The following is a 15,736-nucleotide window of genomic DNA, read 5'->3' as shown; positions in this document are numbered from 1 at the left end:
GCTAATTGAGTTGTTCGCTGGTTTTTCCAAATCTTCGTTCTCTGTTCTGATAACTTTTTATGGCTTTTGCCAATTGTTGACTACTAAAATCGGGCCAAAATACATCAACGAAATATAATTCCGCGTAGGCTATCTGCCACAGCAAAAAATTGCTGATACGATGCTCTCCACTAGTACGGATAAGCAAATCTACATCTGGCAAATCATGCGTGTAAAGATGGTTATTTATAATGGTTTCGTCAATGTTTTCAATTGAAATTATATTATTTTTAACTTTGGTACTTATTTGTTTTACTGCATTTTTCAGCTCTTCCCGTGCACCATAACTCAAGGCCAAAGTAAGCGTCATTCCTGTATTTTGCTTTGTTTTCCCCATAACCTCAACAAGCTCTTTATAAGCTCGTTTGGGCAAAGACTCAATGTTACCTATAGCATTTAACCGGATGTTGTTTTCCGAAAAGGTCTTTAATTCTTTCCTTAAAGACGACACCAAAAGCTTCATCAAAGTGTCGACTTCCAGCTTAGGTCTTTTCCAATTTTCTGTAGAGAATGTGTACAGCGTAAGGTACTCTATACCAAGTTCAACACAGCTTTCAACCGTTTCACGGACCGTATTGACCCCGTTCTCATGGCCAAAAACACGTAATTTCCCTTGTTTTTTGGCCCAACGCCCGTTCCCATCCATAATGATAGCAACGTGACGTGGCAGTTTGTTTTTATCTAATTCTTCTAGGTTGTCCATAGTGAATTGATCATATCGCGCTGTTCAACAAAATTTTAGCCCAGACTTTCACGGCACTAAAACATTACAAAATTTGATTTTTTTCACGCGCTCGGCAAAAGTAGCCCATAAATTTTAATTATTCCTATTTTAGAACCAACTCATGAAGATAAAAATGAGGAAACACAGTGGTTTACCTACTCGAAACATTCCAGACAAGGCTTTCTTCCGAAGGTATAGGTCAAGGTAAGTCCTGAGAAAACGTACCAATCGTCACTAAAAACATTTCCGAACCTCAGGTCTGACAACTGTCGACTCACATTGAGTTTTTCAGGATTACTACCATCTAGGTTATCGGTAAAGGTATAACGCGCACCTATTTCGGCACCCAATATCAAAAATTGGTTCAAGCGGAGTTTGGCCCCAACGGTCATAGGTATGGCAAAGGCACCATCCCTTTGGGAAACATCTATATACGTGCCGGCGTCGAAATAATTATAATCGTACCTAAAATAGGTAAGACCGGTATATAGATAAGGTGTAAAGGCCGGCCCCAGTTTATGTAGATTGTACTCTACAAAGTTGAATTCGAGTCCCGCAGAGGCCTCAAGAATGGAATTATCCATCTCATACCCTCTTTGTTTACGTGAGGGGTTGTTCGATTTGCTGTCGTCGGCATTGAACTTTCCGTAGATCACACTGGCCCGCCACGCATAGCGTTTGGCGATATTCCATTTAAAAATCCCCCCCAAGGCAATGTTCGAGGGCAAAATATAATTCGTACGTCCGACGTCTCCAATATTATTGGCTCCCCCGGCAAATACACCCACTTCGTAGGTCTGTGCCGTTATGCTGCCAAAAGTGCATAGCAAGACTATGACAATGAATCGCTTCATAAATAGTATTAGTTTGCGAATATAACAATTGCACCCAACTATTATATTAATGTTCTCACATGATAAACAGGATTTGCCGTTTTTTATTGCCCGTTACGAATTCAATTACGGCGATCTTCTCCCCATAACAATTTATTACGCAGGGTTTTCAAAAAGCTCTCTGAAGTATATTCTATCATTTTAATGGTAAAATCGGCCTTTTTGATAAGGATTTCCTTTCCGTTGGCCACCGATGCTATTCTCGAGTCCAAAGAAATAAGGTGGTGCTCTTCCCTACCCGACACCTTTAGCCTGATTTGGGTATCATCTGAAATCACCAAAGGCCTGGCATTGAGATTATGAGGCGCTATCGGCGTCAAGACAAGTGATTTTGCAGTAGGCTCGATAACCGGCCCCCCACAACTCAAGGAATATCCGGTAGAGCCCGTAGGCGTAGAAACAATAAGTCCATCGGCCCAATAGGAAGTCAGATACTCATTGTTCAGATAGGTCTCCACCGTTATCATAGAGGTCGTATCCTTTCTGCTTACGGTAATTTCGTTCAAGGCAAAATTCAATCCGTTCAACTCGGGTATACCGGACCTCCCATCCACTTCCACCAAGCTTCGCTCCACTATAGTGTATGCCCCCTTATTAAACTCTTGCACCACTTTGCGCACTTCTTCCTTACTAAAGGTCGACAGAAAGCCCAAGCGTCCGGTATTCACCCCAACAATCGGAATGCCCAGATCGCCCACAAAGGTAGTCGCCCTAAGAATGGTACCATCACCCCCAAAACTCACAAACATATCAAAGGAAGCGTCCAAGCCTTCCGAATCGGAAAACGTACTATAGGCCCCTGCGCTATGTTTTTGGGAAAGAAAGGCATGAAACTCCTTTTCTATCGCTATCTCGGCCCCTTCCTTTTCAAGTTCATCAAGCAACTCCATTACATACTGTAAGGTGTCTTCTTGATACATTTGACTATAGACGGCAACTTTCATCACTTTTCTTTATCAGGTTACAAAAACCTTATGGCTTTAGCGACAAAAATAGCGATTGTACTTTTGATTGCGGATTATTTTATTGAGAATCGAAGGAATAATCTAGACGTTGAGATATTTGTCCAAATAATCGGACCTTTCCTTAAGGTCTTCCAAAAATTGGTCGTCGCTATTTCCGAATAACACGTTGTAATTGTACCGTCGGAAAGTCTGTAGAATATCGTTCAAGTTAGACGAAGCGATCTTAATGGTAATCTGAACCACGTCGTTTTTTGAATCCGTTATAAAACCACCGATAAGTTTAGTGTTGTTGCTTTCCACGATTTGGGCTATCTCACTAAAAGAATAATCTTTAATGCCCTTAGCCACGACAATAATACCTCCCGGCTCCGTAAAGAAGGGCGTATCGATAAACACGCTTACGATATCGGTAAGATCGTAATATCCATCGATCCTTCCCTTTTCATCGATAATGGGCACGAGATTAGATTCATTTCGGGCAAAAGTTTCGAGCACGTCCAACCAACTCGTTTCCTTTCTCACGAAAAAGGTATCGAGTTCGTAGCGGTATTGCTCTACTTTTTCGTTTTTATCGAAATTCTCAAGGTCGTTTTCACTGAGCAACCCCAAATAGGCATCGTTCTCCGTAACGGCAACATGCGAATGTGTGGTTCCTTCAAAAAAGGTGATAACCCCCGCCAAGGAGTCCCCTATCTTAAACGACGGAATATTGGTGACTATGTGGTCTTGAATATGCATAACTCTTTATACTAAACGCAAAATACTAATTAAAAATATCAAAAGGCATGCCTAATTTGTATTTTTGTGCCGAATGGTAAATTCTATCGGCAAATGACAAAATTAAGCGTTAATATAAATAAGATTGCAACCCTTAGAAACGCCCGAGGTGGCAATATGCCCGATTTATTGAAAACGGCAGCAGACATTGAATCTTTTGGGGCACAAGGCATAACCATACATCCAAGGCCCGACGAAAGGCATATTCGCTACCAAGATGCACGTGACCTAAAAACATTGGTCACTACCGAATACAACATCGAAGGCAACCCCGTGACACAATTTATCGACCTCGTACTCGAAGTGCGTCCCACCCAGGTCACCCTCGTACCCGATGCCGTAGACGCCATTACCTCGAATGCCGGTTGGGACACCATAAAACATAAAGACTTTCTAAAAGAAGTTATACAGACCTTCAAAAATGCAGGCATACGTACTTCCATATTCGTAGATGCCGAAGCCAAGATGGTCGAGGGGGCGGCAGAAACCGGTACGGACCGAATTGAGCTCTACACCGAAAGTTACGCCAAAGATTACGGAAATGGGCCGGAAAATGCTGTCAAACCTTTTACGGAAGCTGCCAAAATTGCATATCAATGCGGTTTGGGCCTTAATGCCGGACACGATTTAAGCCTAGACAACATTAAGTACTTTAACGAAAACGTCCCCCATTTACTAGAGGTCTCCATTGGCCACGCCCTAATTTGCGAAGCGCTCTACCTCGGACTTGAAAACGTTGTAAACATGTACATGAACAAATTGAAATAAATGACTACCCTACACTCCAAAATCATAGGCGAAGGTTCGCCCCTTATAATTTTACACGGTTTCCTTGGGATGTCAGACAACTGGAAAACCTTGGGCGGACAATATGCCGAAGCCGGCTTTGAAGTCCACCTCATCGACCAGCGCAACCACGGCAAAAGCTTTTGGTCCGATGATTTTGACTACGACCTGCTCGCCGGAGACCTTAAGGCCTATATGGAAGCACACCATTTGAACCGGGCCGCAATTATCGGGCACTCTATGGGCGGCAAGACCGCCATGCAGTTCGCCTGCTCCTACCCCGAGCTTACCGACAGGATCATCATTGCCGACATCGCCCCTAAATATTACCCCCCGCACCACCAAGCCATAATCGACGGTCTAAACGCCCTTCGGCTAGAGACCATGACATCACGAAACGAAGCCGATGCGGCACTAGGGCAGTATATCACCGATTTTGGCACAAGACAGTTTTTACTCAAAAACCTTTATTGGATAGAAAAAGGCCAATTGGGTTTTCGGTTCAACCTAAAGGTCTTAAGCCAAAAAATGAACGAAATAGGGGAAAATATCAATCCTACGGATATCTACAACGGCCCCACGCTGTTCCTTAGGGGCGACAAATCGGAGTACATCATGCCCAACGACATCACCAAGATCAAAAAGCATTTCCCACAGGCACTGTTACAAACCATAGATCGGGCCGGACATTGGCTACATGCCGAAAACCCAAAACAGTTCTTTGAAAAATCATTGGCATTCCTGAAAGGGTAAACCGTTTTTACACACTTGCTTATTTTAAGGGTAAGATCATAAAACCGCGTACAAATTTCTATCTTTAAGGGTAGCGAGCCGATTCGCAATGCATAACCAAATACATTTTACCCATGAAACTAATATTACGAATACTCTTGAGCGCGCTTGCCGTAGTCATACTTTCAAAAGTGCTGCCCCATGTCTTTGTCGACAGTTACACCACCGCAATCATCGTTGCCGTTGTAATCAGTCTTTTAAATTTTATAGTCAAGCCGATTTTGGTATTGCTGACCCTACCGGTAACCATTTTAACCCTAGGGCTTTTTCTTCTGGTCATCAATGCCGTAATCATTTTATTGGCCGATAACCTTATCGATGGTTTTACCGTTGACGGCATTTTATGGGCCATACTTTTCAGCCTGTTGCTATCCTTTTTGCAATCAATATTGTTTTCACTTTTAAAAGAGGATGAAAAATCGTAACGATTGTTTGAATTCCAAGGGTTTAAAAACTTGCTAGGCTACATTAAATGTACTACTTTTGCATCCCATTTTATGGAAACAAAAAAGAAGATTTAGATGAATATTACAAAAGAGCAGATCGACGATCTAAATGCCGTCGTTAAAGTGGCCATCACCAAAGAAGATTACCAAGACAAGGTAGATAGTATTCTAAGGGACTACAGAAAGCAGGCCAACGTGCCCGGTTTCAGAAAAGGCCATGTGCCCATGGGCTTGATTAAAAAGCAGTACGGAAAGGCCGTTTTGGTCGACGAAGTGAACAAACTTCTTCAAGATAACCTAAACAAATACCTTACGGAGGAAAAATTGGATGTTCTTGGAAACCCACTTCCCAAGCAACAAGACAATTTTGATTGGGACAATGAAGAATTAGCTTTTGAATTCGAGTTGGGCCTTGCTCCCGATTTTGAAATCTCGCTTCAGACCAAAAAACCGATTACCCATTACAAGATCATTGCCGACGATAAAATGGTAGATGAGCAGGTTGACCGTATTCAAAAACAATACGGCAAACTGGTCAGCAAGAACGAAGTTTCCAAAAATGACGAAGTAAGCGGTACGTTCAAGAACGAAGAAGAGGAGATAGACAATAAGGCTACACTAGAACTGGACAAGATCAAGAGCAAAAAAGCTTTGGATGCCCTGAAAGGGAAAAAAGTAGGCGATGTCGTAACCTTAAAGTCGAAAGGCCTGTTTAAAGAAGACTACTTGCTTTCAAGCGTTTTCGGTGTTTCACAAGAAAAAGCAAAAGACCTTGACATTGAAGCTTCTTTTACCATAGAAGAAATCAACGAAAGGGAGCCTGCCGCTTTAGACCAAGAGCTTTTCGATAAACTTTTCGGCAAAGACGAGGTCAAATCGGAAGAAGAATTGAAGCAACGTATCAAAGATGATTCGGAAAAACAGTTCGAACAACAGTCCGACCAAAAATTATTGAACGACGTTACCGAGCATTTTATCGAAAACACCAAGTTTGAACTTCCTGCGGACTTTTTGAAGAAATGGATCCAGATGACCGGAGAAAACCCATTGACCGAAGAAGAGGCCAGTGAAGAATACCAAAAATCGGAAAAAGGGCTTCGTTATCAACTTATTGAAGGTAAGATCATCAAAGAGAACGATATTCAAATTCAGTTTGACGAGCTTAAGGAATTTGCCAAAGGTTTCATAAAATCACAAATGGCACAGTTCGGACAATTGAACCCACAAGAAGAAGAATTGGACAATATCGCCGCTCGTGTATTGGGCAACCAAGACGAGGTCAAGCGTTTATCGGAACAATTGATGAGCCAAAAACTACTTACCCTTTACAAAGAAAAACTAAACCTCAAAACGAAAGAGGTTACCTATGAAAACTTTGTGAAGGAGGTATACGGGTAATATTTCCAAAAAATTATAAGTATCTTTACGGTGCCGAAAATAATGTTTTCGGCACCTTTTTTATTTTACACCCCAGGGTACCTAAACATCGAACAGAAAAATATGGATTACGGAAAAGAATTCAAGAACTATGCTATAAAACATCAAGGTATCAGCAGTACCTATTACGATTCTATCTTAACAAGCATGTATCCCGTTGGTCTAACGCCCAATATTATTGAGGAACGTCAGATGAATGCCGTGGCCATGGATGTGTTTTCCAGGTTAATGATGGACCGTATCATCTTTTTAGGAACGGGCATCAACGATCAGGTCGCCAATATCGTCCAAGCACAATTGTTGTTCTTGGCCAGCACGGATGCCTCAAAAGATATTCAGATCTACATCAACTCACCAGGCGGAAGCGTTTATGCCGGTTTGGGCATTTATGACACCATGCAGTTCATCTCTCCCGATGTAGCTACCATCTGTACAGGAATGGCCGCTTCAATGGGTGCCGTATTGCTATGCGCCGGTGAAAAGGGAAAACGCAGCGGACTGACCCACTCTAGGGTAATGATTCACCAACCTATGGGCGGAGCCCAAGGACAGGCAAGCGACATTGAAATAACCGCCCGCGAAATCTTGAAATTAAAATCGGAATTGTACGATATCATCGCCAAGCATTCAGGTCAATCTATAGAGAAGGTCAACGAAGACAGTGACCGTGACTACTGGATGAAAGCCGAAGAAGCACAAGCCTACGGTATGATCGATGAAATTTTGGTAAGGGAAAAAGCATAATCTCGACCAAGTATATACGAATTATCGGTTTTTCGACTATATCGATGAACCAAAACGCAGTTATCTGCGTTTGTTTTTTGAAAGAAAGTAGATTTATATGGCTAAAGAAAATTTAGAATGTTCGTTTTGCGGCAGAAAGAAACCTGAAACCAATCTTTTGATTGCAGGTCTTGACGCGCACATATGCGACAGATGTATAGAGCAGGCCCACGGTATTGTTACCGAAGAATCTAGACAGACCAAGACCAATGACCTTTCTTCAGAACTTACCCTGAAGAAACCTATTGATATCAAAGCATTTTTAGACACGTTCGTCATAGGGCAAGAACGTACCAAAAAAGTTATGTCGGTAGCGGTCTACAATCACTACAAAAGGCTTTTACAGCCCAAGTCGAAAGATGACGACATAGAGATCCAAAAAAGTAATATCATAATGGTGGGCCAAACCGGCACCGGTAAGACCCTTATCGCCAAGACCATTGCAAAAATGCTCAACGTACCCTTGGCCATTGTAGATGCCACGGTCTTGACCGAAGCGGGCTATGTTGGTGAAGATGTGGAAAGCATACTTACCCGCTTGCTACAGGCGGCCGATTACAACCTTGAGAAAGCCGAGCGCGGCATTGTCTTTATCGATGAGATAGATAAGATCGCCCGTAAAAGCGACAACCCTTCCATTACGCGTGATGTATCTGGTGAAGGTGTTCAACAAGGGCTCTTGAAATTACTGGAAGGTACGGTAGTAAACGTACCGCCCAAAGGAGGAAGAAAACATCCGGACCAGAAATTTATAGAGGTCAACACAGAAAACATCCTCTTTATTGCGGGAGGTGCTTTCGACGGAATTGAGCGCGCCATTACCAAAAGGTTGAACATGCAGGCCATTGGGTACAGTGCGGCAAAAACTGACGACAACCTAGACCAAAGCAATATCCTTCAATATATTATCCCAAAGGATTTGAAGGAATTTGGACTGATCCCAGAAATAATAGGAAGGCTTCCGGTATTGACCCACATGAACCCATTGGACGAAAAGACCCTAAGGGCTATTCTTACCGAACCTAAAAATGCCATTATAAAGCAATACGAAAAACTTTTTGCGATGGACGACATAAGCTTTACCATTACGGACCAAGCTTTAGACTATATCGTTAAAAAAGCCATTGAGTATAAATTAGGGGCCAGGGGCCTACGGTCATTGTGCGAGGCCATTTTCACCGACGCCATGTTCGAAATGCCGAGCAACGACGAAACCGTATTCAAGGTAACCAAGGCCTATGCCGAAGACAAATTATCTCATGAGACCATAAAAAAGCTAAAAGCGGTCTCTTAGTTTCCATAAGAATACAAACCCATAAAAAAGCGGGACCACTTTGAGTGGTCCCGCTTTTTTATGTTATTGAGTGTTAGTTTAAAACCTAAGTATTCGCAAGCTTGCCCATAGGCAAAACTTCCTTTATATCACTTTTTGCCCAACCCTTCTTCCCGCGTTTTGCGTAACCGTATTCAGAAGGTCTAGACAGACTTTTTTAATAATTTTCTCATCACTGTACATATCATGGCCAAAACCCTCGACCAACTCGCCTGTTAGGCCTAATTTCTCATACCAAGATGCCTTAGGACGGTACATATCACCATCACCGAACAAAAGACGGATTTCACCCTCGGGCTTTTCGGTCTCTGAACGTATTCTGGTAGCGGAAACCGCATACAAGGATTTCATGGGCAAACCTAAGAGGCCGGCCTTCCAAGTTATGGCCCCACCGATACTAAAACAAAGATAGTGTGCCGGTTCTTTTTCCTTTTTGAGCAGGTGTGCTACCGCAGTGTCAATTCCCCCGTCGACAAACGCTTGGTGCACGTTCTCCGCAGAGTTGATTTTTTCATCTACATTCCCCAATTGTTGGCAATCGTAAAAGGCGATATTAAAATACTGCTGAAGATACCCAAGATACGAGGTTATCCAGAGCCCCTTTTTAGCTCCCCACATATCGGATACAATTACAAGTCTTTCTGCCATAATACTGGTTTTATTTGCCGTTTGGTTCAGTTATTGGTGTCAATTTCCAATATTAAACGGACAAATCCCCTTTTTATTTGTTCATGTGAAGCAATTCTTCGATGTAGTCCCTCTTGTTCGACAATCGCGGAATTTTATGTTGCCCTCCCAGTTTCCCTTTCGACTTAAGCCAATCATAAAAAAGATTTTCACGCGCCACATGTATCTTAGGGGTATTCAAAGTAATATTATTGTATCGTTTCGCCTCATAATCGGAATTCAAGGATTTTAAGGCATTGTCTAAATATTCAGTAAAAACATCTATATCTTCAGGCGGTTTTCTGAACTCTATGACCCATTCGTGGGCTCCTTTTTCCTTACCCTCCATAAAGATCGGGCCCGCCGTATAATCTTTAATCTCTGCATCGGTCTTCATACAAATAGTTTTCAGGGCCTCCTCTGCGTTTTCTATGATCAGTTCCTCCCCAAAGACGTTGATATGGTGTTTGGTACGCCCCGTAACCTTAATACGATAGGGATCGATAGAAGTAAAACGTACCGTATCACCCACCTTGTAACGCCAAAGGCCCGAATTTGTGGTAATGATTATGGCGTAATTGGTATTTACCTTCACTTCCCAAAGTGGAATGGCCTTTTGATTTTCCGTACCATATTGGTCCATTCCAATAAATTCATAGAATATGCCGTAGTCGAGCATCAAGAGCAGGTCATCGGCATTATTCCTATCCTGAATGGCAAAAAAGCCCTCCGACGCATTATAAATTTCATAGTACTTGAAATTCTTTCGAGGCAGTAATTTCTTGTACTGCTCTTTATACGGGTTAAAACTTACCCCTCCATGAAAGTACACCTCAAGGTTTTCCCACACTTGAAAAAGATGGTCTTTTCCGGTCTCCTCGATCACATTATTCAACAATACCAGCATCCAAGAAGGCACTCCCGCTAAACTGGTCACGTTCTCCTGCGTACTTTCCTTGATTATGGCCTTGAGCTTGCTTTCCCATTCGCTCATCAGCGACACCTTGTTGCTCGGCGTACTGCTGAACTCCGCCCATAAGGGCATATTGTCAATTAGAATGGCCGACAGGTCTCCGAAGAAAGAACCATTGTCTTCATACAACTCCTTACTTCCTCCAAGACGAAGGCTCTTACCGGTGAACAATTGCGAATTTTCATTATTGTTCAGATACAGGCACAAAAGGTCTTTACCCGACTTATAATGGCAATCTTCAAGTGCTTCTTCGCTTACCGGAATAAACTTGCTCTTGGCATTGGTAGTACCGCTGCTCTTGGCGAACCACTTGATAGAGGTAGGCCAAAATATATTCTGTTCGCCCCTACGGGTTCTTTCTATAATAGGCTCCATTTCTTCGTAAGACACGATAGGTAGCCGTTCGCGAAAGGTCTCGTAGTTGTTAATAGACTCAAAACCATAGCGTCTACCGATTTCGGTATCTTCCGCAATTTCCAATAATTGGTGCAACACCTCCTCTTGAACCTCTCCAGGATATTTCAAAAAAAGCTCTATCTGGTGATATCGCTTTTTTAGCAACCACGAGGCAATGGAATTGAATAGGGTAATTGGCATTTTTGGGTATCTTTGAATTCGCTAAATTTAGGTTTAATAGTTATCATTTTCAAATCGATTTTAAATCAAACTTTTTTATGCAGTACGAAGGCGTTCTAAGAAAAATGCAGACGGAAATAGGAAACCCCATTCAATACTACATGGTATTCGAAAATGATTTTCTAAACGTAAACCAAGTTTTAGGCAAAGCCCTAGAAATCAATTTTATAAAATTCCAATGTTTAAACTGCGGAAATGACCGCCCTATTTTTCGCCAAGGTTTTTGCAAGACCTGTTTCTACGAAATTCCCTCCGCAGGCGATTGGATCATGCGGCCCGAACTTAGCACCGCCCATCTCGACAAAGAAGATCGCGACCTAGAATACGAGAAAAAAGTACAATTGCAACCCCATATCGTTTACCTGGCCAACTCGAGCAACATCAAGGTCGGCGTCACCCGAAAGACGCAAATACCTACGCGATGGATCGACCAAGGGGCACACGAGGCCATTGAAATAGTTGAAGTACCGAATAGATACTTGGCCGGAATTACGGAAGTAGCCCTTAAAGACCATATAGGCGACAAGACCAATTGGCGAAAAATGCTCACGAATAACGTAGAGGATGAAAACTTGGTCGAATGGCGCAACAAACTAAAGCAGTACATTCCCGACGAGGCCCAAGCGTATTACATTGCCGACAATACCGAGACCAATCTTGAGTTTCCGGTACTGAAATATCCTGAAAAGGTAAAAAGCCTTAACCTCACAAAAACCCCAAACTACAAAGGCATTTTAAAAGGGATAAAGGGCCAATATTTTATTTTTGAAGACAATACCGTGTTCAACGTCCGCAGCAATGAGGGATATTACGTATCGCTCCAAATTAGCTAAGGTGCGTCAAAACCGACCAAGCATATAACCTTACACCTTCGTTTTAGCGCCAAAAATTGAACGCTTTGCCTCATTCCCTCCCGACTATCCCGACTATCTTTTGTTCCTCAAAATATAGATCGTATGAAGCAAGGGAATACAAAAAGGAATAAAAGCAAATGGCCGACATACCTTTCCTTAACTACAGTTATACTTCTAGTGATGGGCTATTTCACCCTGCCCTCATTTGAAATGTTCTTAAACAACGCCTGGCACGTACTCACCAGTGGCAATCGCGAAGCGGTCAAAAACTGAGTGGCACAGTTCGGGGCATGGGGGCCGATTATTTTGGTAATCTCCATGATCGCACAGATGTTTATGATCGTGGTACCCTCCATAATGCTCATGGTCGTATCTATTTTAGCCTATGGGCCTATTTGGGGAAGTATGATCATTTTAGTTTCCGTTTTTTCCGCTTCTTCGGTAGGCTACGCCCTTGGAACATATTTAGGACAAAACCGTGTGGAACAAATTATCGGAAGAAAGACCCAAAAGAAAGTTAGTGCCTTTTTGAACGATTACGGATTCTGGGCCATTATCGTGACCCGCTTGAACCCGTTTCTATCCAATGATGCCATTAGTTTTGTAGGAGGCATCTTAAAAATGGGCTATTGGAAATTTATTGGGGCTACGCTCATTGGCATAACCCCATTGATAGTTTTTATTGCTATTCTGAAAAAAAGCACCCAGTCGCTTACAACCGGACTCTTATGGGGGTCGTTAGCCAGCTTACTCCTTTTCCTGCTTTACGTTGGATACGACAAAAAGCGCAAACGAAAGCACTAGCGCTTGTTTTTGTTATTCACTTTTCTTTTTTCCCAAGAGACCGCCCAATATGCTCTTGGCCTTCTCCTTGACCACATCTTCATCTTCCTTAGGTGTGGCCGAATCCGCCTTCACCTCTGTCGTATCTTTTTTACTTCCTCCCAAAAGACCGCCCAAGACCTCTTTCACGCCATCTTTGGTCGAAGTTTTGGTAGAATCGGTTTCAGATTTGTTTCCTCCCAATACATCACCCAATAGATCTTTGGCCTTATCCTTTCCTTTACCGATAAGCTTTTGCTTTTGGATTTCCACCAATTGACCGGTCAAGTTCTTCACTCCTGAACTCAGGTCGGTACTTACACTAGGGTTATCATAATTACCTCCAATGCTGGCTACAACGGGAATCGTCAAATCTTTTAAATCGTCCTCGCCTATTTGTGAAATCAATTTGTTCACATCACTGCCGAGATATTTCGCCGGCACTTCCATAGTCGCCTTATAATCCATCTTCTTGTCGAAGGTATGGCTGCCCCCAACATTGATAGCAATATCCTTATACTTTACAGTGAAAGGCTTCACGCTTACAAGTCCGTTTTCGAAGGTAAGCTTGGTCTTCAAATCGTCAAGGTTCAATTGTTTGAGGTCGACAAAGCTTAACTTACTATCTAAAGCGGTAAGCAAGGGAGCGCTTTCCGAATCGATTTCCTTGGTCATTATATCGGCAAAAATATCACCGCTCAAGGTCAATAAATCAGGTACCAGGTCATCAGTAAGGTTACCTGAAAGTTTTATATCGGAATCGAGGGTACCCTTTAAGATTTGGGCAATCGGGGCAACCGCCTTAAAGAGTTCCAGAGACTTGAACGTTTCGCTTATTCCCAGTTGTTTCATGTCGAGATTCATGGCAAAGGTGGGAGTTTCCTCCTTGGTCGAAACCTCACCATTAAAGGCCATAGTACCATTAAAAATAGAAGAGGTCATATTGGTCAATGTGGCCTTTTCATCTTTTATACGCAGATTTCCCTTTACATCTTTTAAAGTAAGATTGTCATAAAGCACGGTATTGGCCGATGCATTGATATTGGCATCCAAAAATGACGGAATCTTAATTTTTTCTTCCGTGGTCCCTCCCGTTTCAACCTCTTCGGTCTTACCTTCTTGAGTTTGCCCCTCAGTTTCTTCTACCATAAAATCGCCCAAGGCAAAGGTATTGGATGAAAGATCAAAATCTCCCTCAACCTTCTCGTCGTTGAACATAAAGCCCAACAGGTTTTTGATGGTTCCTTTCGCGTTAAAATCGGTTTTGCCCGTAGTACCGCTCAACTCATTTAAGGTCACCGTAGTCGGGTTAAAGGTCAAACTTGTGGTCTTCAGTTTTACAGGATTGGGTATCTCGGCAGACTTATATTCAAAATCACTGATACTAAGTTTACCATTGGTCGTGGTTTTCCCATACTGCTCTTTTTCTATGGAAGCCATATCAAAAGACGTATTCACATCGGCGACCAACAGCCCTTTTAAATCGAGGTCTTCGGGTACGGGATACGCTTGTTTGAGGTTGGCCAAATTCATATTCCCATCAATATGGGCCTTTACCTTTGTGTTCCCCATAAGCTCCTTGATATTGGCCGTCATATTAAACTTGTCCTCATCGATCATAAAGGACAATTTTTCAATATCGACATAAGTATCTTCCACTATACCCGTATTGTTGTTTATTTCGGTATCGATAAAAACGTTACGAACCGATTTCGGCAAATCGGGGTATTTAAAGGATGCGTTTTCCGAATTGATCTTTATATTGAATTTAGGGATGTGCCCTTCATCGACAATACCTTTAAACTGACCTTCCAAGATAAAGTTTCCGGTAGTCTTTACGCTTTCTATGTTCTTTGAGTACTCTGCAGGAATGACCGCCAAAAAGTTTTTAAAGTCAGAAGACGGGGTTTTAAAGCTGATATCTACCTCCTGGTTGTTTTCGTTCAGTTTAATAAATCCGTCAAAGACCAAGGCCAACTGATTGATCAGCGCCTCGTTTTCAAGGAAGCTATATTTATTTTCATTCAAGTCTACCCCGATAAGGGCGTCGAGTTGAATTTTGTTTTTGTTCAGGTAATTGGTGCTATCCATTTCAAAAGACACCAAAGCTTCAGTAAAGGTATCGAGTTCCGATTTTTCCAAAGAGAGATCTCCCTTGCCATTGTGCTGCATTTCGGAAATTTCCAAACGCATACCGGTAGAGCGGTCATCATAAACAATTTTGGTATCGGTAATGGCATACGACTGCAAATCTAGGACAAAGCCCTCGCCGGAAGTATCGGCAGGCGCACTTGGCTCATCGGAAGGTAGGGCGATATCGAAACTCGCATTCTCTTCCTTATCTATAGTAACATTTACCACGGCTCCATCAAGCGTTAGGCTTTTAATACCTATTGCCTCGCCCTGCCCCTTGAACAATTCACCTATTCCCATTTTAAGCGCTACGCTCTTGGCGGCAAAAAGGGTATCGCCCTCAAAGGGGGCCTTGTTCAAAAGCACCACATCTTCCAAGCCAACCTCAGCATTGGGAAAATTGCTAAAAAGGCTCAAATCGGCCTTTGAAAAATCGAGAGTTGCGTTCACATTATTGTTTACGTTATTCTTTATGATCTCACCGATTTTAGATTCAAGGAAGAAGGGTGCGGCCACAAGTACGGCCACAATAAGCAATACAAGCACTCCTACGATCCTAACTATTTTCTTTTTCATAATTCTATTTCAAATACTGATTTATAAAATGTAACGGAATACAAAATACATAGGCCAAGACCAAGCTTGAAACCACGCCCAACCTAACAAAAGAAGAGCGG

Annotated in this window: 16 protein-coding genes; 9 read left to right on the top strand and 7 right to left on the bottom strand. The window is 42.5% G+C overall.

Annotated elements, in window-relative coordinates:
* Position 1: 1 nt before the first annotated feature.
* From BW980_RS13805 to BW980_RS13790, 4 genes are all read right to left on the bottom strand, one after another.
* Positions 2–742, bottom strand: a complete 741-nt coding sequence (locus tag BW980_RS13805; protein ID WP_076455799.1) for an isoprenyl transferase — start codon at positions 740–742, stop codon at positions 2–4.
* A gap of 176 nt (positions 743–918) precedes the next feature.
* On the bottom strand, positions 919–1,617 hold the full coding sequence (gene porG, locus BW980_RS13800; RefSeq protein ID WP_076455798.1) for a type IX secretion system protein PorG: 699 nt from the start codon (positions 1,615–1,617) through the stop codon (positions 919–921).
* Positions 1,618–1,718: 101 nt separating this feature from the next.
* Positions 1,719–2,600, bottom strand: a complete 882-nt coding sequence (locus BW980_RS13795; protein WP_076455797.1) for an NAD kinase — start codon at positions 2,598–2,600, stop codon at positions 1,719–1,721.
* A 102-nt stretch (positions 2,601–2,702) separates the two neighbouring features.
* Positions 2,703–3,359 (bottom strand): CBS domain-containing protein, encoded by a 657-nt coding sequence (locus BW980_RS13790; RefSeq protein ID WP_013993804.1) that lies wholly within the window; start codon positions 3,357–3,359, stop codon positions 2,703–2,705.
* Between the two features lie 93 nt (positions 3,360–3,452).
* Here BW980_RS13790 and BW980_RS13785 point away from each other — a divergent pair, with 93 nt between their 5' ends.
* The 6 genes from BW980_RS13785 to clpX all read left to right on the top strand — a co-directional run bounded on the left by BW980_RS13785 (position 3,453) and on the right by clpX (position 8,936).
* Positions 3,453–4,166 (top strand): pyridoxine 5'-phosphate synthase, encoded by a 714-nt coding sequence (locus tag BW980_RS13785; RefSeq protein ID WP_076455796.1) that lies wholly within the window; start codon positions 3,453–3,455, stop codon positions 4,164–4,166.
* On the top strand, positions 4,167–4,937 hold the full coding sequence (locus tag BW980_RS13780; RefSeq protein WP_076455795.1) for an alpha/beta fold hydrolase: 771 nt from the start codon (positions 4,167–4,169) through the stop codon (positions 4,935–4,937). It begins immediately after the preceding gene.
* A 113-nt stretch (positions 4,938–5,050) separates the two neighbouring features.
* Positions 5,051–5,401, top strand: a complete 351-nt coding sequence (locus BW980_RS13775) for a phage holin family protein (protein WP_076455794.1) — start codon at positions 5,051–5,053, stop codon at positions 5,399–5,401.
* Between the two features lie 96 nt (positions 5,402–5,497).
* Positions 5,498–6,820, top strand: a complete 1,323-nt coding sequence (gene tig / locus BW980_RS13770) for a trigger factor (protein ID WP_076455793.1) — start codon at positions 5,498–5,500, stop codon at positions 6,818–6,820.
* 102 nt (positions 6,821–6,922) lie between these two features.
* Positions 6,923–7,603 carry an ATP-dependent Clp endopeptidase proteolytic subunit ClpP gene (gene clpP, locus BW980_RS13765; protein ID WP_046287895.1) on the top strand — a complete coding sequence of 227 codons (681 nt, stop codon included), beginning with the start codon at positions 6,923–6,925 and terminating at the stop codon, positions 7,601–7,603.
* Between the two features lie 97 nt (positions 7,604–7,700).
* Complete coding sequence (gene clpX, locus BW980_RS13760; protein ID WP_076455792.1) at positions 7,701–8,936, top strand: ATP-dependent Clp protease ATP-binding subunit ClpX; 1,236 nt, start codon at positions 7,701–7,703, stop codon at positions 8,934–8,936.
* A gap of 123 nt (positions 8,937–9,059) precedes the next feature.
* Here clpX and BW980_RS13755 read toward each other — a convergent pair whose 3' ends face one another.
* A complete protein-coding gene (locus tag BW980_RS13755; RefSeq protein ID WP_076455791.1) occupies positions 9,060–9,623 on the bottom strand; it encodes a hypothetical protein in 564 nt (187 codons plus the stop codon).
* A gap of 73 nt (positions 9,624–9,696) precedes the next feature.
* Positions 9,697–11,211 (bottom strand): GH3 auxin-responsive promoter family protein, encoded by a 1,515-nt coding sequence (locus tag BW980_RS13750; RefSeq protein ID WP_076455790.1) that lies wholly within the window; start codon positions 11,209–11,211, stop codon positions 9,697–9,699.
* Positions 11,212–11,288: 77 nt separating this feature from the next.
* On the opposite strand from BW980_RS13750, the gene BW980_RS13745 reads away from it, so the two are divergent.
* The 3 genes from BW980_RS13745 (at position 11,289) to BW980_RS13740 (ending at position 12,908) form a co-directional block, all read left to right on the top strand.
* A complete protein-coding gene (locus BW980_RS13745; protein ID WP_076456267.1) occupies positions 11,289–12,083 on the top strand; it encodes a DUF2797 domain-containing protein in 795 nt (264 codons plus the stop codon).
* Between the two features lie 123 nt (positions 12,084–12,206).
* The gene (locus BW980_RS22835) at positions 12,207–12,377 is read left to right on the top strand and encodes a hypothetical protein (RefSeq protein WP_245800053.1); all 171 of its coding nucleotides are present in this window, start codon (positions 12,207–12,209) and stop codon (positions 12,375–12,377) included.
* Positions 12,378–12,908, top strand: a complete 531-nt coding sequence (locus BW980_RS13740) for a TVP38/TMEM64 family protein (RefSeq protein WP_245800051.1) — start codon at positions 12,378–12,380, stop codon at positions 12,906–12,908.
* A gap of 12 nt (positions 12,909–12,920) precedes the next feature.
* Here the strand turns inward: BW980_RS13740 and BW980_RS13735 are convergent, their stop codons facing one another.
* Complete coding sequence (locus BW980_RS13735; protein WP_076455789.1) at positions 12,921–15,635, bottom strand: AsmA family protein; 2,715 nt, start codon at positions 15,633–15,635, stop codon at positions 12,921–12,923.
* Positions 15,636–15,736 lie beyond the last annotated feature (101 nt).

It is taken from the genome of Zobellia uliginosa (genome assembly GCF_900156625.1).
Lineage (GTDB): Bacteria > Bacteroidota > Bacteroidia > Flavobacteriales > Flavobacteriaceae > Zobellia > Zobellia uliginosa.
This window is presented reverse-complemented; position numbering and strand designations above follow the sequence as displayed.